Raw genomic sequence first — 18,469 nt, 5'->3', positions numbered from 1 at the left:
CTGGCATTCGCCCGGCATCCAGCCGCAGGGGCTCCGGGCCGCCGTCAGGCGGCCGCGGTGCATGTCATTCCACCGGCCGTCACGAATATTTCCGGATGGCGTAGTGCTTGACGGTTTCTTCCACGATCTCCCAGAACCCCGAAAAACCGTTGGGCACGACGAAGGAATCGCCTGCCCGGAATTCGGCAATCTCGCCGGAATCCGAAATCAGCCGCACATGACCCTGGACGATGTAGCAGAATTCATCCTTTCCCGAGAGCGCCCGCCATTTGCCCGGCGTGCTTTTCCAGGTGCCCGAGACGAATTCGCCATCGGCACTGGCGAAGAACAGTTTGGTCCGGTTCTGGGGATTTCCCTCCACCACCTGCTTCGGATCCGGAGCGCCGGCCTGGTCCTTCAAAGGTGCCCCGGCGAATGAAATGACTGGGGTATCGGTCATGAGATGTTTCCTTTCCATTTTTCAGGGCAAGGCCGCCACGCAGACGATCTCGACCTTGTAGTCCGGCAGCGCCAGGCGCGATTGGCCGGTTGCCCGCGCGGGCGCTTCGCCCGGAGCAACCCAGGCATCCCAGACGGCGTTCATCGCGCCGAAGTCGTCCATGTCGGCCAGCCAGATGGTGGCCTGAAGCAGCCGGCTCTTGTCCGTGCCTGCTTCCGCCAGCAGCCGGTCTATGGCGGCAAGGATGGTTCTGGTCTGGCCGGCGACATCGTCGCCGGGGGTTCCGACCTGCCCCGCCAGATATACGGTCTTGCCATGGATGACGACCGAACTGGAGCGCGGGCGCGTGTTGAGGCGGACGATGCTCATCGAATTCTCCGGTCAGGCCGCACGGGTGATGGAAAGCGCGGCCAGGCATTCGCGGATGGAAGCCTGCTCGAGCAAGGCGTAGTGCTCGAAGGCGTCGATCACGGCGCCGCCCAGTTGCTGCTCGAAAAGCTTCTGGTTGGGGCTTTCGACGAAATTCTGCGCTTCCTCGTCGCCCAGATTGGAGCGGAAGATGCCGGCGGCGCTGACCGGCAGGAAGTCCTCGTAGACGATCGCGTCATAGGTCAGGATGCCCGCTTCGACGAGGCGGTCGATGTCCTCGTTCTCCGCCGCCTGCTTGGCCGCTTGTCCGCCACCGGCGGCAAGTGAATAGCGGAAATAGCCCAGTCCCTGGCGGCGGATGGCTTCCCAATCGTCGGGGAAGGCGACAAAGGCCTGCTCCAGCGCGGCGACATAGGCGCCCGCGTTCTCGCCCTGTGCCCCGGGTGAGACGCTGCTTCGCGCCGCTTCGAGCAGTTGGTCGTAGAGGGCCCGTCCCTTCGGCGTCAGGGCGATCCCGCGTTGCTCGATTTCCCCGAAGCGCGCCGTGTGGGAACCGCTGGTCCAGATGCCGTCGGCCCCGCAGAACAGGATGCTTTCCTCCAGTGCCTTGAACGAGGTCTGCCGCAACAGGATCGGGCATTTGCGCGTCGGCGGGCCTTCGACGACGGCTTTCGGCCGGATGCCGCGTTCCGGCATGCCGATCTGCACGGCGTCGATATCGAGCGTGCGCGGCGTAAGATGGTTGATGTGCGGCCCTCGGAAAGAAACCACGTCGGCAACGAGCCTGTGGGCGTCGTGCAGGCGGCGATAGAGATCGGCATCGACCCTGGCCTTCTCGTGCCAGCGGAAGGTTTCGAGCACCTCGCGCACGAAGCGCGCGGCATCGTTCTCGTCCAGCCCGCCCTGCAGCTCGGCGACCTCGACCAGGCGGCGCGCCTCGGGGGTGAAGATATCGCGCTCGGCCAGGGCGCTGCGGGCCTCCTCGCGCAATTGCTCGTCGGCGAGCAGGTCGAGCCTCAGCAGCGACGTGAAGACGCGGAACGGGTTGCGCCTGAGAGAGGCGTCCGCAACCGGGCGGAACGCCGTCGAATGCACCGGGACACCTGCAACGCTGAGGTCGTAATAGCCGACCGCATGCATGCCCATGACGGCAAAGATGCGCCGCATCATGACCAGTTCGTCCGCCGTTCCCAGGCGGATCGCTCCATGGCGTTCCTCTGAAATGCGGTCGAGCGAATCCGTCCGTTCCAGCCGGTCGCGCATCGACGGGTCGCGTTCGAGCGTGGCGTGGTTGACCTCGGCCACGAGCGACAGCAATTCGCCATAGGCGGGAACTTCCTCACGATACATCGCCGACATGGCCGCCGAGAAGGCGGCCCGGATATCGTCGGCCGGGATCAGTCTGTTGTCCTGCATGTTGGTTACCTTGAATGTCTTGCCGGCTCGGCTGCCGGCTCTTGCGCGGTCGGGATTGCGTTCGGGCAGGTCAAGGCTCAGATCGTGCCCAGCAGTTTTCCGGGGTTCATCCTGCCCTGCGGATCGAATGCGGCCTTGACCCGCTGCATCAGCTCGATTTCGAGCGGGTCCTTGTAACGGCGAAGCTCCGCCGCCTTCAGCAGCCCGACGCCGTGCTCGGCGGAGAACGAACCGTCGAGGCGGTGCGCGATGTCATGCACGATCACATTCAGTTCCTTGTAGCGCGCCATGAAGGCCGCATCGGAAGCGTCGGCCGGCGGCGACAGGTTGTAGTGGAGGTTGCCGTCGCCCAGATGGCCGAAGACGCAAATGCGCGTGCCGGGCAGCGCCTCGACCACCGCGGCACCGGCTTCCGAGACGAACTGCGGAATACGCGAGACAGGCACCGAGACATCGTGCTTGATGCTTGCACCGATCGATTTCTGGCCTTCCGGGATACGTTCGCGCAGGCGCCAGAAAGACGCCGCCTGATCGAGGCTTTCGGCGATCACGGCATCGCCGATGATCGACTGTTCGAGTGCCTCGCCGAGGCTTTCCTCCAGCGTGTCGCGCAGGGCGCTTCCGCCCTGCGAGCCGGAAAGCTCGAGCAGGACGAACCAGGGATGCGCCTCGGCGATCGGCCTGGCTGCGCCGCTGTGGCCGCATGCCAGATCGAGGGCAAATCCCGAAATCAGCTCGAAGGCCGTGACCGAGTCACCCGCCCGCGCCTTCAGGCGTGAAAGCAGGGTCAGTGCGTCGTCGATCGTGCCGAGGGCGCAAAGCGCGAGCTGCTGCTCCTGCGGCAGCGGAAACAGCTTCAGCACGGCCTTGGTGACGATGCCCAGCGTGCCTTCCGAACCGATGAAGAGGTGCTTCAACGCATATCCGGTATTGTCCTTGTGCAGGGCACGCAACCCGTTCCAGATCCGGCCGTCGGGAAGCACCGCCTCCAGGCCGAGGACGAGATCGCGCGTATTGCCGTAGCGCAGCACGTTGATGCCGCCGGCATTGGTGGCGATGTTGCCGCCGATCTGGCAGCTACCCTGCGCGCCCAGGCTCAGCGGAAACAGGCACCCGGCAGCTTCGGCCGCGTCCTGGATGGTTTCGAGGATCGCGCCGGCCTCGACGGTCATGGTGAAGTTGACCGGGTCGATGGACAGGATGCGGTTCATGCGGGCAAGCGAGATCAGCACCTCGCCCTCGCCGGCGACCGCGCCGCCGACCAGCCCGGAATTGCCGCCCTGCGGCACGATCGACACCCCGGCTTCCGCGCAGATCGACACCGCTGCGGCGACCTCTTCGGTGGAACGCGGCAGCACGACGATGCCGGAACGGCTGCGATAGAGGCCGCGCTCCTCATGCAGGAACGGTTCGAGGTCTGCCGGCGCCGTGACGACGCGGCCGGAGCCCAAGGCCTCGGACAAACGCGCTGCCAGCCACTCCTGCGAAGGCGTGGATATTTCGTCCATGTTCAAAGAAAATCCCCTGATGTCGCCGACCCGAAAACCGCCCTCACAGGCCCAGCGACTGCTCGATCCTGTCGCGTGTGCGGTAGTAATTTCCCACGATGGGGAGAAACCAGGGTTTGCCGCGGTAGAGCGGATTTGCGGGGAACGTCAATTCCCCGAAGACGGAAGGCTCGCCCTTGCGGTCCAGCAGCTTGCGCGCCGTCTGCTGCCCCAGATATGTGGCCATTGCCACGCCGGTGCCCTGGCACCCGCCGGCAAAATGAACGCCGTCGCGGCTGCCCATATGCGGCAGCATGTCGAAGGAGAAGGCGACGTTGCCTTTCCAGGCATGCGTTATCCGGGTGCCGCGCAATTGCGGCCACACATCGCACATGAAGCGGTAGAGGGTTTGGCCCGTCTCGGCCTCGGCCGAGTCGCGGAAACTGGCCCGCCCGCCGAAAATGATGCGCTTGCCGTCCGGCGACAGCCGGAAATAATAGAGAATGCGCTTGGTATCGACGAGCATGCGCGCCTTGGGGTTGAGTTCCCGCACGAGGTCGCCCGGCAATTCCTCCGTGGCGATGATGAAGCTCGCTATGGGGATCAGCCGCCGCTGGAGATAGGGCAGGACCCGGCCGCTATAGCCGTTGGTGGCGACGAAAACCTGTTCGGCCCGCAATTCGCCCGAAGCCGTGACCAGGCGGAAACCGCCGGCCTGCCGCTCGATCTTCCGCACCTCGGAAAAGCCGTGCAGGCTGCCGCCAGCCCTTTCGAAGGCCTGCCGCAGTGCCTGATGGAATTTTGCGGGGTTCAGGCCGCCGCTCTCCTCGACCACCATGCCGCCATGGTAGAAATCGCTGCCGATCTCCTCGCGCTGGCGCGCCTTCGGCACCATGGAAAAGGTGAACCCCGTTTCTTCGGTCAGCACCTCCGCACTGCGCGCCAGCCGCTTGTAGGCACCGCCGGAGTGGGCGCCGGTGAAGCGGCCGCAGCGCGCATAGTCGGCATCGAAATTTTCCTGCGCCAGAAAGTCTTCGAGATTGTGGAAGGAAGCGACCGCCTCCTTCATCACCCGCGCGAACCGCTCGGTGCCCAGCTTGGCGCGCATCGCCGCCGGCAGCTTCAGCCCGCCGCTGACCATGCCGCCATTGCGCGTGCTGGCGCCCTCGCCCGGGCGGCCCGCATCGAGGATCGCCACCGAGAGCCCGGATCGGGCCAGCTCGATCCCTGCGGAAAGCCCGCAATAGCCGCTGCCGACGATGGCCACGTCCACCTTGGCCGGCAAAGGATTGCGGCTTTCCGGCGGCGGCGCGATGTCCCACCAGTAGGGCCGCACGGCGAAATCGGGATGGAAGATGCCGCTGCCGCGCCGGGCGACGTCCGGCGCTTCCGGGCCGCGTCCGGCCAAAGTCTCCACGGTTGTCATCCCGGCACCTTTTCGGAAGCGATGGCGGGGTCGAAATTCTCGCGCACGAATTTCTCGTACTGCTCGACCTCGCGGTCGATGCGCGCCGCGTCCCAGCCGAGAATGTCGGCGACTTCCGAGGCAGCCCGACGTGCGGCGCCGAGCCCCATGGACGGGCTCCAGCCGAGGTCGGTGCGACGGAACAGCAAGTCGGAGAGAGTGCGGACATGTTCATTGCCGGCGGCATGGCGCAGGTCGGCCAGCGAGACGCCGGGATGGTCCGCGTCCACCGCAGGCGAACCATGGTTCTGCGGAAACAGCTTGGCCGCATGCGACAGGGCGCGCGCCGGCAGGGTCGGCTTCAGGGTGGCGCCGACCTGCTCGGTGATTTTGGAGCCCGCGTAGCGGTGGTTCATGATCGGCGTGCCGGTCAGCGCCAGCATGTTGGGCATGCCCTCTTCACCCATGTCGTGGATCGTCAGCGCCTTGATGCCTTCCTTCGCGGTGCTCGAGGTGCGCGGACGGATGCCGCACCACGAATAGACCACGTCGCTGCGCTTGAGCTTCAGCGTCGGGAAAAGCCGGTTGGCCTGATCGAGGATGAAGTCGATCTCCTCGGGCAGCACGCGCGCATCGTCCGGATCGCCTTCGAAGATCGTCTCGGTCGGTCCGAAGAAGTGATACTTCCCCCAGGGCATGCAGTAGAAGGGCTGGTCGATGCTGCTGATCGTTTCCAGTCCCTGCCCCTCGCATTGCGGAGGCAGCTTCACCACCACGTTGACGCCCTTGATGCCGACCAGATGCTTGCGCGAGGGCTTGCCGGAAGCGGCGTTGACGCGGTCGACCCACGGGCCTGCCGTGTTGACGATCATCTTGCCGGTCACCGTCGCCGTCTCGCCGGACGAAAGCGCGTCTTCGACGGTTACGACCCAGCCGTCGCTTCCGCGCGATTCCAGCTTCGTCACGCGGGCATAATTGCGGATGTCGGCGCCCAGCCGCTCGGCGTCCAGGACCGTATCGACGCAGATCCGCTCGGCCCAGTTGTACTGGTATTCCGTATAGACGGCGATGCTCGACAGGTCCTTGTGCTCGGCCATGAGCCCGACCATGCCGTATTTGCGGGCGGCCTTCCGGATCGACAGGCGGCGGTAGTTGAGGCTGACCCGGCGCAGGCCGAGCAGTTCGAGCATGCGGAAGCCCAGATCCACCTTCCAGCCCGGATACTGGCCGCCCCGATAGACCGGGAAGAAGAAGGTCAGCGGCTTGAGCCGCTCGGGCATCGTCCTGACGAGCTGTGCCCGGCATTTCATGGCGAGGCTCGCCATCCACAGACGCCGCAGCAGGTCGCGCGGATGGATGATGAATTTCCAGATCGGATAGTCCGGCGACAGATGCGCCAACCCGCAGTAAAGCAGGCGGCTGGAGCGGCTGCTGGTGCCGCTGCCGAAATCGCCCTTGTCGACCAGAAGCGTCTTGTAGCCGGCAGCCGCAAGGTTCTGGGCGGTGCTGGCGCCCGCCGCGCCGCCGCCGATCACGACGACGTCATAGGCCCGGTTGTCGATCCCCGATAAATGCGTGCTCACTACGTTGCTCCAGGCTCACGAATTCTGATTTCGGCTCAAGCCGAATGCGTGCGCGGCAGGCCGGCGGCGATCGGATCGCCACCGCCTTTTTCCATCTCGGACTGCTCGCCACACCGACGGTCGCCGGCGCCCGGCGCGGCATCTTCGAGCCAGCCGATGCGCAGTTCCGGCACGGAATGCAGCAACAGCCGGGTGTAGGCCGAGGACGGCGTCGACAGCACCTCGAAGGTGTCGCCGGTTTCCACGACGGTGCCCTGCTTCAGCACGACGACCTGGTCGGCAAGCGAAGCGACGGTCGCCATGTCGTGGCTGATGAAGACGATGGCCAGGTTGAGCCGGTCGCGCAGGTCCTCGATCAGCGCCACGATCGAGGCCGCGACCACGGTGTCGAGCGCCGAGGTGATCTCGTCGCACAGCAGGACTTCAGGTCCGGCCGCCAGGGCGCGGGCCAGGTTGACGCGCTGCTTCTCGCCTCCCGAAAGCTGGCTCGGGCGGCGGCGCGCATATTCGGCCGGCAACCGTACCATCTCCAGCAGTTCGGCGACGCGAGCCTGACGCCGGGAAGGCGCGACATCGCCAAAGAAGCGCAGCACGCGATCGAGGATATGACCGACCGTGTGCTTGGCGTTCAGGGCCGTATCGGCCGACTGGAACACCATCTGAACACGCCGCAACTGGTCGCGCGAGCGCCTGGATACGCCCCGCGGCAGATCGGCCCCTGCAAGGCGGACCGTGCCGGCCGATTGGGGAAGCAGGCCGGCGATCACCCTGGCCAGCGTGCTCTTGCCGGAACCGGATTCGCCGATCACCGCCACCACCTGGCCCCGTTTCACCTTGAGTGAAACCTCGTCGAGGATGCGGATCGCGGGCTGGCCCGCGCTGCCCGCCCCATAGCCCGCGACGATACCGGATGCCTCGAGATGCAGGTCGCCGTCGCAAGCCTGCACGCGCGCCGGCTTATCGGCCGCCGGCCAGCGCCGGCAGGCGGCGATCAGCTCACGCGTATAGTCGGCCTTGGGATCGTGGAGGATTTCGGCGGTGGTTCCGCATTCGACCAGTTCGCCCTTCTTCAGCACCGCAATGCGGTCGGCGACCTGCGCCACCACGGCAAGGTCGTGACTGACGAAGAGCGCGGCGGTGTCGTTTTCCCTGATGCCGGCCTTGAGCGCGCGCAGCACGTCCACCTGGGTGGTGACGTCCAACGCGCTGGTGGGCTCGTCGCAGACGACCAGATTGGGATTCAGCAGCAGGCCCATGGCGATCATGAAACGCTGCAACTGTCCTCCCGAGACCTGGTGCGGATAGCGGGAGCCGATGATCTCCGGCGACGGCAGGCCGAGCTTGCGGTAAAGCTCATGGGCCTGGCGCAACGCCTGCACGGAGGGCATGGCGTCATGCATCCGCGCGGGCTCGGTCACCTGACGGTCGAGCCGCATGCGCTGGTTGAACGACATGGCCGCGCTCTGGGCAATGTAGGCCACCTTGCTGCCCCGCAGCCGGCGCAACTCGCGCGACGACGCCGTCAGCATGTCGCGGTCGTCGAGCCTCACGGCGCCGTGGCGTATGGCGAGACCGGGGCGAACGCGCCCGAGCGCGGTGAGCGCCAAGGTGGTCTTGCCCGAGCCGGATTCGCCGATCAGGGCCAGCACTTCGCCCCTGGCCACCTGCAGCGAGATGCCGTTGACGACCGGCCGCCCGCCGAAAGCCGGCGTGACCACAAGGCCGTTGATGTCGAGCAATGGAGGAGAAGAGACGTTCATTGTTGTGCCACGGCTGCGTCGCTGCGCTCGCCCAGCGCATCGACGAGGAGATTGAGGGCTATGGAGACCATGGCAATGGCGGCGGCCGGATAGAGGGGGGCCCACGAGCCGCCTGCCAGTCCCTGGAGGTTTTCGCGCACCAGGCCGCCCCAATCGGCGAGCGGCGGCTGCACGCCGAGCCCGAGAAAGCTCAGGCCGCTCATGAACAGGATTGCGAAGCTCATGCGGATGGCGAAGTCGGCGGCCAGCGGCCGCACGACATGCGGCAACATCTCGCCGAACAGGATCCAGCCGAGCCCTTCGCCGCGCGCCCGCGCCACCTGGACGAAGTCCTGGGCGACGAGATCGCGCCCCAGCGCCCGGGCGATGCGGAAGACGCTCGCCGCATAGACCAGCCCCGCGACCACGACGATGACGGTGATTGACGAGCCGAGCGCGGCCACCACGACGAGGCCGACGATGATCTTGGGCATGGACAGCGAAACATCGACGATGCGGCACAGGACGATGTCGACGATGCCGCCCCGCGCGGCGGCGAAGAGGCCGAGCACATCGCCCACGACATGTGCCAGAACGGTGGCCGCCAATCCCATGAGCAGGGTGAGCCTGGTGCCGTCTATCAGACGGGACAGAAGATCGCGCCCGAGATAGTCGGTGCCCAGCCAGGCGACCTGATCGCTGCCCTGGAAGGCGACGTCGGAGACGAACTCGGTGGGGTCGTGCGGCGTCAGATACGGCGCAAAGATGCCGACCAGAACGCAGGCGACGATGACCCCGCAGCTTCCCCACAGGGTCAGCGGAAGCTTGCGCCGCGGCAGGGGGGCAAGCATATCGGGTGCGATCTTCGGAGCGGCAGTCATGCGGCAACCTTTCCGGCTCGCGTGGCGGACAGGCGTGGGTCGAAAATGTTGGCCAGCGTGTCGGCCAGCAGGATGAGGACGACATAGACCGAGCTGAACAGCATCGCGCAGGCCTGGACGACGGGCATGTCGCGCGCCTGGACGGCGTCCGTCATCAGACGGGCAAGCCCCGGATAGGCAAAGATCGTTTCCACGATCACCACGCCGCTGACCAGATAGGCGACATTGAGCGCCACCACGTTGGCAAGCGGCCCCACGGCCATGATCAGCGCGTGCTGCCCGACGATCCTGTGGCGCGGCACCCCCTTCAGCATGGCCATCTCTGCGAAGGGCAGGCCGAGAAGGTTGCCGATGATGGCGCGGGTCATGCGCGCGATCTGGGCGGTGACGACGACGACCAGCGTCGCGACGGGCAGGAACAATGCCTGTACGGTCTGCCAGAAGCCTGCGCCGGGGGTCAGATAGGCAACCGCCGGGAACCAGTGCAGCTTGACCGCGAACATCAACACCGCCAGCGTGGCGATCAGGAACTCCGGCGTCGCCGACAGGGCAAGCACGACCACCGAGCCAAGCCTGTCCAGCCGGCCGCCATTGCCAAGGCTCAGAACCAGCCCGAGACCGATGGAAAGGGGCACGGCGATGACGGTCGTGGCTCCCGCCAGCAGCGCAGTGTTGGACATGCGCTCGGCAAGCATGGCGGCAACGGGCGTGCGCGTCATGATGGATTGGCCCCAGTCGCCCTGAACCATGCCGAAGAGCCAGTTCAGGTAGCGCTGGAGGGCGGGTTTATCGAGCCCCAGTTCCAGCCGCAGCGCTGCCACGTTCTCCGGTGTGGCGAACTGCCCGAGCGCGATCTGCGCCACGTCGCCGGGAAGAAGCTCGCAGCCGGCGAAGACCAGCAGCGAGACCAGCCAGAGCACCAGGCAGGCGAGCAGCACACGTTGCAGCAGGAAGCGGGTCATCGGGCCTACCATCAGTTTGCCGGCAGCGGGGCAGCCAGGAACGCCGGCATTTCCTCGCAACGGTCCGTCAGGCCAGACAGGCGCGGGAAGCGGCCGGCCGTCGCGGCGCCGATGTCAGCGTCGATCCTGTGCAGGGTCGACAAGGTCACGGCGGCGGCGATGTCTGCGTGCGAGAAGGCCCCGCCCGCGATCCACGGACCGGTCAGCCGCGCCTCCAGATGCGCCAGGCCGTCGTTCATCTGGTCCAGGCAGGCATCCACCCAGGGCCGATAGACGAATTCCGCCGGGCGCCGATGCTGCTCGTAAAACCGCAATATCATCTTTTCCGCCGCGCCCAGCGCGATGGCGGTGAGGGAAAGGATCTCGGTGCGCCTGTGTCCGGATGCGGGAACGAGGCGCCGATCCGGCTCCACCTGCCGGTCGAAATGATCGATGATGACGCTGGAATCGACGATCACGGTGCCGTCCGGAAGTTCGAGAGCCGGAACCCGCGTCACCGGATTGACCGTCCGGATGCCGTCGCGGTCATCGATCGTGGACAGTGCGACATTCTCATAGGCAAGGCCGTAGTGCCGGGCGGTCACCGCAGCACGCCTTACGAAGGGAGACATATAACGTCCGAAAAGCTTCATCATCCGCGCATTCCGAAAATTCGGCGTGAAGCCCTGCCGGCCACATGTCGGCGGCAGGGCGACGCCAGGTCCGGCCGACCGACCGGGCTCGCTCAGTCTGTCAGCCAGACGCGGTCGGTGAAATTGAAACCGCCGAGCGCGCCGACCGGAATGGGAGTCAGGCCCTTCACCTTGTTCGATACGCCGTCCACGAAGCTGATGAAGTTCGGCAGGATCAACGCACCGGAGTTGTGGATCTTGGCCTGGATGTCGCCATAAATCTGCTTGCGCTTTGCCTCGTCAAGCTCCGACCGCGCATTGTCGATCAAGCCGTCGAGCTGCGGGTCGCTGTAATGCGAGAAGTTCCACGCCGCGCCGGACTTCCAGGCAAGGTTGAGCAGCATGTTTTCGGTCGGGCGCGGATTGAAGGTGGCCGCAAACAAAGCCCGCTTGCCCGCGATATTGCTCCAGTAGCTGTCGGCCGGCTCGCGGCGCAGGTCGAGGTTCAGCCCGATGCCGGCTGCCTCCCGCTGAAGCAACTGGCCGATTTCGACGCTGAAGGCCGACGCATCGCTGACATGCAGTTCGATGCGGCTGTTGCCGATGCCGGCCTTCGCCAGATGGAACTTGGCCTTGTCGCGATCGAGGGCTCGCTGCGGCAGCCCCTCGTCATAGTAGGGGGAGCCGCGCATGATGGGATGATCGTTGGCGATCACGCCGTTGCCCCGCAGCACGGTCTTCAGCATGCGCTCGCGGTCGATGAGGTAAGACAGGGCCAGGCCGAGATCCTTGCGGTCGCCGGGCGGAATGTCGACCGCCGCCTGGATGGACGTGTAGCGCGGGGCATTGGTGATGAACGGGCTCGCCACCCCCGACTTGGCCACCTCGTCGATGCCGGGGCCGCGCAGGTCGGCGATCATGTGCACATCGCCCGACAGAAGGGCACTGGCGCGCGCCACATGATCGACGATGGAAAACATCTCGAAGCCGTCGATATAGGGCTGCCCCGGCTTCCAGTAGTCGTCATTGCGCTCGCAAATCGTGCGCACCCCGGGGCTGAATTCCTTGACCTTGAAGGGACCCGTGCCGACCGGCGAGGAAAAGTCGTAGGTGCCGTTCTTGATGATCGCGAACTGGAGGGTGCCGATCAGTTCCGGCAGATCCGCATCCGGCTCGACGAGCTTGACGACGATCGTCTCCGGGCCGTCGGCGACGACTTCCTTTATGTTCTGCACAAGCGGCTTGGCGCTCGATGCGACACGCTCCTCCCTGTGGCGCAGGACGGAGAAGATGATGTCGTCCATGGTCAGCGCCGAACCGTCATGGAAGACAATGCCCTTGCGGATGTTGAACCGCCACTCCGTGGCATCGGAATTGGGCTCGAAGGATTCCGCCACCTCCGGCTGCGCCCGGCCGCGCTCGTCCAGCCGCGTCAGATAGCTGTAGAGGCTGGTGCAGCGGATGAAGTCGCCGGGATAGAGGGCCTTTGCCGAATCGAAATTGTCGTTCGTGCTCTGCGAGAACAGAGCGATCCTAAGCTGCCCCCCGCGAACCGGCGCGCTTTCGGCCGGGCGGACGCCGGCCAGAAGACTGCCCGCCCCGAGCGCGGCCGCAGCGCTGCCGAGCAGCAACCCGCCGAATTGGCGGCGCGTGAAATCGCTGCGGCCGGCGGCCATGCGCGCAGCATGGAAATCTCGTTCATGATCGGTCATTCGTAATCCTCCCTGAAGGTGCATATGCGCACCACCATCACCATTCGGTATACCTAATCAAAGAATCGAAGGGCGATCAATGGATATTTTTCCGGCATACCTGAATTTAGGTATACCGACGAGGGCAAGCATGGCGGAAACGCCAGATGGAGCCGGGTCCGGACAAGCCGCCTGCAGACGATGCGTCAGTTGCGCATGGCCTTCTTCATGCGTGCGACGTTGTAGCTGACCGCCAGGCTGCGCAGCGGTTCTGGCGGTATCCACTGAGGCGTGGCAAAACGTCGGGTATCGCTCAGCAAAGGGCTGTCAGCATCCGCTATCTCTTCGGCCAGAAGCTTGCCCAGCGCGGTCATTTTCAGGATACCGGACGCATTGCAGCCGGACAGCGCATAAATGTTCCGGGCCATCCTGCCGAAGATCGGAGCACCGTTCCTGGTCATGCTCAGCGCGCCGCCCCAGACATATTCGAAGGCGTGGGATTTCAGTTGGGGATACCTTTGAGAATACATATGGCGAAGATAGGGCTCCATATGCGCGAAAGGCAGTTCCTTCTTGTACGAGAACCCGGCCCTGAACAGAAACCGCCGCGAAACCAGCTTGCGGGTGGTGGGGCCGAGTCTCTCCACCGGGGTCACGCCCCAGGCGGCCGCCGTTCCGAATTTTGCCAGTTCCTGGTCGTCAAGCTCCGGCGTCATGCCGGCATAGGTGTATACCGTAAGCTGCCGCTGGCCACCGTAGCCGAAAAACGGCAGGGTGACGTTGTTGCAGAAGACGACGACATCCGCCTTGATTTCGTGAGGCCCGACACCGAGCGCGTGAGGGTTCCCGATGTCGAAGCGGTCGACCGCGGAATTGGTGTAGACCTTGACCTGCTCCGGCAACGTGGCCAGCAGGCCCTGTATGAGCCGGGCCGGCTGAACGAGCACGCAGTTGGGGAGCCATACGGCATTCGTGCACTGCGCGGCGCCGATCTCGGCGGAGATGTCGAGGCGGGAAAGGCGGCGGTAGGAGATCCCCTTCCCGTCCAGCCTTGCCAGCAAATGGTCAAGCTCGCGCGCGCCCTGCAGCGTCGTGGATGTCTTGTAGTGCCCGATGTCCTGCCAGTCGCAATCGATGCCGCGGGCCGAAATCGTATCGTGCAGCCATGCCAGCCCGGATTGAAGGATGGCAGTTTGCCAATCGGCTTGCGGTCCGGTGTTGCGGGCGTCGATCTTGGTCTCGACCCGATCCAGCATGAAACCGGAGCTTCTCCCTGCCGCGCCCTCGCCGGCCGGAAGGGCGTCCAGGAGGACGATCTCCTGCCCGGGATAGAATTCGGCCAATCGCCGCGCCGCCGCGACGCCGGCGAAACCGGCGCCGACCACGGCGAATTTCGCGCGCCGGCCCCCTCTCAGTTGCTCGTCATGGCAACGCGGGCCTTCCTTTTGGATCTGGTTCCATCCGCTTACGCTGTCATAGGCCGTGTAAGGTCGCACGGAATCCCTCCCCTTCGGTTTTCGTCGCCGATGTCCGCGGCAAACCACGGAAAGCGCAGAATGCAGGTCAAGCCGCGATGGCGAGCCTCGAAGGCAGCGCGCTGGCTCGAATTTCGGTATACATAAATGAAGAATATCGGCTACGCAAATGCTGCCATCTTGAATTTTCAGGCAAACAGAGGCATTTGCGTATACTGACACGGGAGAGGCAGAGCGATGCTGGATATTGAGGCGGTGGCGAACGATGGATTTGGTCCAGGGCTGGCGCTCGGCAGCACCGTATATGAACGCCTCAAGGCCGATATCCTTTCGCTCAGTTTCAAGCCGAAGGCGGCGCTGCAGGAGATCGAGCTAGGCGAGCGCTACGGCGTCAGCCGGACGCCCGTGCGTGAGGCATTGAGGCATCTTCTGGACGAAGGCCTCGTGCAGCGCGACGGCCGTTTCTACCGGGTGACGGAACTCACCCCCACCGACATACGCGACATCTACGAAGTGCGCGAAGCGCTCGAGACGACGGCTGTCCGGTTCTGCATCGAGCGCGCCGACGACGAGGCGATGGCAAAACTATCGGCCATCGTGGACAAACAGGCCGACGCGCTGGCGCGCGACGACACCCCTGCCTTTGCGGCTCTTGACGGGATGTTCCACCTGACCATCGCCGCGGCTGCGCAAAACGCCTTCCTGCTGCGCCAGCTGGTTTCCACGCATGACAAGGTTCGGCTGGTGCGGGGCCGCGAAGCGGTGAAGCCCGGCTGGGTGGAGCGTGCCATCGTCGAGCACAGGCGGATCCTGAGCGCCCTGCATCGCCGCGACGTGGCGGTCGCCGACGCCGAGATGCGCTACCACATAAACAGTTTCGCCCGGCTTCATCTCGGCCTGCCCCAGCAGCCGATCGAGATGCTGGGCTGAGCGGTCTTCCCCCTCGAAATTCGGTATCAAACAATGAAATGCGCCTACATCGACTGCACCGAGTTCGGTCATTCCGTTCTGACGCCTGAAATTCTCTCAAGAGTCCCCGACCTCGAAATCTTTGTCGGCGATCCCGACGCCGAGACCCTTGCAAGGCTGATGGCCGGGGCGGCGGGCGTGATCAACGGCCACACCATTATGGACGAGGCGCTGCTGCGCAAATTCCCCGACCTGCGCACCATCGTGTTCCTCGGCACAGGCGCCTCCACCTATATCGATGTCGCCGCGGCCGAGCGGCTCGGCATCAAGGTGCGCACGGTACGCGGCTATGGAGACCGCACCATCGCCGAACATGCCTTCGCCCTGATGACGGCGGCCGCGCGCAACATCGCCATGATGGATCGGGCGATACGGCGCGACGAGTGGACCCTTCCCGTGGCCGTCGATCTGGGCGGCAAGCGCCTGGGCGTGATCGGCACCGGCGGCATCGGAAGCGAACTTATCCGGCTGGCCTCCGGCTTCGGCATGGAGGTCGTGGCGTGGAACCGCAGCGGCGTGCCCCACGACCTGCCCTGCAAGGCGGTGCCGCTCGACGAGCTTGTCGAAACGTCGCACGTCGTGTCGCTGCACCTGGCCCTCAACGAGGCGACGCGCCACATCCTCGACCGCACGCGCCTCGAAAAATTGCGTCCGGACGCGATCCTGGTGAACGTGGCCCGAGGAGCCCTGGTCGACGAAACCGCGCTGGTCGACCTGCTGCGGCAGGGCCGCATTGCGCATGCCGCGCTCGACGTGTTCGAGCAGGAACCGCTGCCGGCGGGACATGCCTTGAAGGCGCTCGACAACGTGACCCTGACGTCCCACGCCGCCTTCAAATCGCGCGAGGCGATGCTTCGCCTGCTGTCGGGCGGCTTCGACCTGCTGCGGGCGGACCTGGAGCAGATGAAGACCGCAAGGGCATAACCAATGCGCAACGCGGCATCATTGGCCTTCCCCGGCTCAGTGATTTTGCATGGCGCCTTTCGGACGACCTCGATCGGGATGGCCTTTTTCCGGCAGCTTCACTTGGCAAGAAGTGCCGATTCGACGTTCGCAAGCGCGCCTTCGAGTCGATCAAAAAGCAGGTCGATCTGCTCCTCGGTGATTATCAGAGGGGGGCAGATGGCAACGACATCGTTCGGCAGCTCCCGCAGAATAAGCCCCTTGTCGAGCGCGGCCTTGACCACCGAACCGGCGATTTTTCGCGCGGGATCGAACTTTTGCAGCGGGTGACGCCGTTCCACCAGTTCGATTCCGCCTATCAACCCTACGCCACGGGCATCGCCGACAATTTCGAATGCATCCTTCAGGCGCTCCAGGCGGCCGCGGAAACGGCGGCTCGCCTTGCGGACCTGGCCGATGACATCGCGTTCCTCGTAAAGCCGGATTGTCTCGAGGGCAACGGCGCACGCGACCGGGTGGCCGCCATTGGTGAAGCCGGTGGCGAAGTAGCCGGTCTCCCTGCTGCCGTCGGCAAGGACCTGATGGATCGAATCGCTCAGCAACACGGCACCGATGGGCTGATATGCGGATGACAGACCCTTTGCGATGCTCATGAGGTCCGGCTTCAGCTTGTAGAGATCCGAACCGAACCACTCACCGGTGCGGCCGAAACCGGTGATCACCTCATCCGCGACAAACAGTATGTCATGCTTGCGCAGGACTGCCTGCACCTTCTCGAAATAGGTTTCCGGCGGCAAGATGACGCCGCCGGCACCCATGATGGGTTCGGCGAAGAAGGCGGCGATGGTGTCCGGCCCTTCGGCGCGGATGAGGTCCTCCAGTTCGCCCGCCAGCCGGCTTGCATATTCTTCTTCCGTCTCGTTCTCGCCGCCATTCCTGTAGAAATGGGGAGCCTCGGCATGCAGGATCCTGTCTACCGGAAGATCGTACAGCTTGTGCATGCTCGGAATGCCGGAAAGGCTTGCGGCAACTATTGTCGAGCCGTGATATGCCCAGTGCCGGGAAATAATCTTCTTCTTGCCGGGCCTGCCCAGGACGTTGTTGTAGTGCCAAACGATCTTGACTACCGTCTCGTTTGCCTCCGAACCCGAACCGACGAAGAAGGCTTTGTTCAGCCCCGACGGGGAGAGGGCAACCAGCTTTTCGGCAAGATCTGCCGAGGCCTGTGATGATCGATGCGCGAAATTGTGGGTATAGGGCAGCGCAGCCAACTGTCGGCTGGCTGCTTCGATCAGTCGGCTTTCGCTGAAACCGAGAGAAGTACACCACAGACCGGACATGCCTTCGAGAAATGTTCGTCCGTCGAGATCGTGTACAAATATTCCCTCGCCACCTGCGATGACGTGCGGCCCGACCGAGGCATGCATCGACAGATCGGTATTTGGGTGCATGTGGAACTCAATGTCCCGCTGGGCAACCGAGCCGTTCCTACCCATCATATTTCCTTCTCCGGAAAGCCCGACAGCTCGTTCGGATTACAGACAGGGGGGCATGGCGGCCTAGGGCCGCCACGCACAGGGAATTACCGCCGTGCGACGCGCTCTGCGAGCAGGCACAGGATCTCGAAGCTGAGATTGGCCGCAACGAGGGCGGTGTTGCCGGTCGGGTCGATCGGCGGGGAAACCTCGACCATGTCGGCCCCGGCCAGATCGAGCCCGCGCAGGCCGCGCAACATGCGCTGGGCTTCGTAGGTGGTGACGCCGGCGATTTCCGGCACGCCGGTGCCGGGCGCATAGGAGGGATCGATGCAGTCGATATCGAAGGTGAGATAGGTCGGCGCGTCGCCCACGATGCGCCGGGCCTCGGCAACCACCGCATCGACGCCACGCTCGCGGATGAAGTCCATGCCGATATGGGTGATGCCTTGTTCCATGCACCATTCATATTCGTCTTCGGCGAACATGGTGCCGCGGATGCCGATCTGAACGACGCGCTTCGGATCGAGCAGCCCCTCCTCGATGGCGCGACGGAACGGCGTCCCATGCGTGAAGCGGGAATTCTCGTAGTAGAAGTCGTACATGTCGGTGTGGGCATCGAAATGGATCATGCCGAGCGGCTGTTGCTTGCCGACGACGCGCAGCACCGGCAACGAGACCAGATGGTCGCCGCCGAAGACCAGCGGTCGCGCGCCCTTGTCGAAGGCCTGCTGCACGAAATCCTGCAGCATCTCCAGCGAGCGCATGGGGTCCACCGGATTGGTCGGCGCATCGCCGATATCCGCGCAGCGAACGAGCTTGTAGGGGTCGATGCCGGTTGCGGGGTGCACGCTGCGCAACAGCGTCGACATTTCGCGGATCTGGCGCGGGCCATAGCGCGAGCCGTTGCGCGTGGTCGTTCCGCCGTCCCAGGACAGTCCCATCAGCGCAATGTCTATGTCCTGCATTTCGCTGGCCGGGATATAGGGCAGGCGCATGAAGGTCGACAGCCCGGAATAGCGCGGCAAGACCATGCCGGAGACCGGATACGGATTGGTCATGAT

16 protein-coding genes are annotated in these 18,469 nt (G+C 64.7%); 2 read left to right on the top strand and 14 right to left on the bottom strand.

All coding sequences use genetic code 11. The annotated features are described in order from the left end of the window. Positions 1-79: 79 nt before the first annotated feature. From ACTDI4_RS01085 to ACTDI4_RS01030, 12 genes are all read right to left on the bottom strand, one after another. Entirely contained in the window at positions 80-439 is a 360-nt protein-coding gene (locus ACTDI4_RS01085) for a cupin domain-containing protein (protein WP_442839366.1), read from the bottom strand. Between the two features lie 21 nt (positions 440-460). After that, positions 461-808, bottom strand: a complete 348-nt coding sequence (locus ACTDI4_RS01080; RefSeq protein ID WP_442839365.1) for a RidA family protein — start codon at positions 806-808, stop codon at positions 461-463. A 12-nt stretch (positions 809-820) separates the two neighbouring features. Next, the gene (gene hglS, locus ACTDI4_RS01075) at positions 821-2,224 is read right to left on the bottom strand and encodes a 2-oxoadipate dioxygenase/decarboxylase HglS (protein ID WP_442839364.1); all 1,404 of its coding nucleotides are present in this window, start codon (positions 2,222-2,224) and stop codon (positions 821-823) included. Between the two features lie 77 nt (positions 2,225-2,301). Beyond that, on the bottom strand, positions 2,302-3,732 hold the full coding sequence (locus ACTDI4_RS01070) for an FAD-binding oxidoreductase (protein WP_442839363.1): 1,431 nt from the start codon (positions 3,730-3,732) through the stop codon (positions 2,302-2,304). Between the two features lie 43 nt (positions 3,733-3,775). Continuing rightward, on the bottom strand, positions 3,776-5,128 hold the full coding sequence (locus tag ACTDI4_RS01065; protein ID WP_442839362.1) for an NAD(P)/FAD-dependent oxidoreductase: 1,353 nt from the start codon (positions 5,126-5,128) through the stop codon (positions 3,776-3,778). A 5-nt stretch (positions 5,129-5,133) separates the two neighbouring features. Then, on the bottom strand, positions 5,134-6,699 hold the full coding sequence (locus ACTDI4_RS01060; protein WP_442839361.1) for an FAD-dependent oxidoreductase: 1,566 nt from the start codon (positions 6,697-6,699) through the stop codon (positions 5,134-5,136). A 35-nt stretch (positions 6,700-6,734) separates the two neighbouring features. Next, complete coding sequence (locus ACTDI4_RS01055; RefSeq protein WP_442839360.1) at positions 6,735-8,459, bottom strand: ABC transporter ATP-binding protein; 1,725 nt, start codon at positions 8,457-8,459, stop codon at positions 6,735-6,737. Next, positions 8,456-9,319 carry an ABC transporter permease gene (locus ACTDI4_RS01050; protein ID WP_442839359.1) on the bottom strand — a complete coding sequence of 288 codons (864 nt, stop codon included), beginning with the start codon at positions 9,317-9,319 and terminating at the stop codon, positions 8,456-8,458. The genes ACTDI4_RS01055 and ACTDI4_RS01050 overlap by 4 nt, the downstream gene beginning before the upstream one ends. Next, entirely contained in the window at positions 9,316-10,281 is a 966-nt protein-coding gene (locus ACTDI4_RS01045) for an ABC transporter permease (RefSeq protein ID WP_442839358.1), read from the bottom strand. The genes ACTDI4_RS01050 and ACTDI4_RS01045 overlap by 4 nt, the downstream gene beginning before the upstream one ends. A gap of 11 nt (positions 10,282-10,292) precedes the next feature. Next, positions 10,293-10,913, bottom strand: a complete 621-nt coding sequence (locus ACTDI4_RS01040; RefSeq protein ID WP_442839464.1) for a glutathione S-transferase family protein — start codon at positions 10,911-10,913, stop codon at positions 10,293-10,295. 92 nt (positions 10,914-11,005) lie between these two features. Further along, complete coding sequence (locus ACTDI4_RS01035; protein WP_442839357.1) at positions 11,006-12,604, bottom strand: ABC transporter substrate-binding protein; 1,599 nt, start codon at positions 12,602-12,604, stop codon at positions 11,006-11,008. Between the two features lie 185 nt (positions 12,605-12,789). Then, a complete protein-coding gene (locus tag ACTDI4_RS01030; RefSeq protein ID WP_442839356.1) occupies positions 12,790-13,968 on the bottom strand; it encodes an NAD(P)/FAD-dependent oxidoreductase in 1,179 nt (392 codons plus the stop codon). Between the two features lie 327 nt (positions 13,969-14,295). On the opposite strand from ACTDI4_RS01030, the gene ACTDI4_RS01025 reads away from it, so the two are divergent. Both ACTDI4_RS01025 and ACTDI4_RS01020 read left to right on the top strand, forming a co-directional pair. Further along, positions 14,296-14,988 carry a GntR family transcriptional regulator gene (locus tag ACTDI4_RS01025; RefSeq protein ID WP_442839355.1) on the top strand — a complete coding sequence of 231 codons (693 nt, stop codon included), beginning with the start codon at positions 14,296-14,298 and terminating at the stop codon, positions 14,986-14,988. Positions 14,989-15,021: 33 nt separating this feature from the next. Beyond that, positions 15,022-15,951, top strand: coding sequence for a 2-hydroxyacid dehydrogenase (locus ACTDI4_RS01020; RefSeq protein WP_442839354.1), 930 nt, complete (start codon positions 15,022-15,024; stop codon positions 15,949-15,951). Positions 15,952-16,049: 98 nt separating this feature from the next. Here the strand turns inward: ACTDI4_RS01020 and ACTDI4_RS01015 are convergent, their stop codons facing one another. Together ACTDI4_RS01015 and speB are read right to left on the bottom strand one after the other, a co-directional pair. Further along, positions 16,050-17,429 (bottom strand): aminotransferase, encoded by a 1,380-nt coding sequence (locus ACTDI4_RS01015; protein WP_442839353.1) that lies wholly within the window; start codon positions 17,427-17,429, stop codon positions 16,050-16,052. 83 nt (positions 17,430-17,512) lie between these two features. Continuing rightward, the gene (speB, locus tag ACTDI4_RS01010; RefSeq protein ID WP_442839352.1) at positions 17,513-18,466 is read right to left on the bottom strand and encodes an agmatinase; all 954 of its coding nucleotides are present in this window, start codon (positions 18,464-18,466) and stop codon (positions 17,513-17,515) included. Between the last annotated feature and the right edge of the window lie 3 nt (positions 18,467-18,469).

Source organism: Mesorhizobium sp. PUT5 (assembly GCF_052216645.1).
Lineage (GTDB): Bacteria > Pseudomonadota > Alphaproteobacteria > Rhizobiales > Rhizobiaceae > Mesorhizobium.
This window is presented reverse-complemented; position numbering and strand designations above follow the sequence as displayed.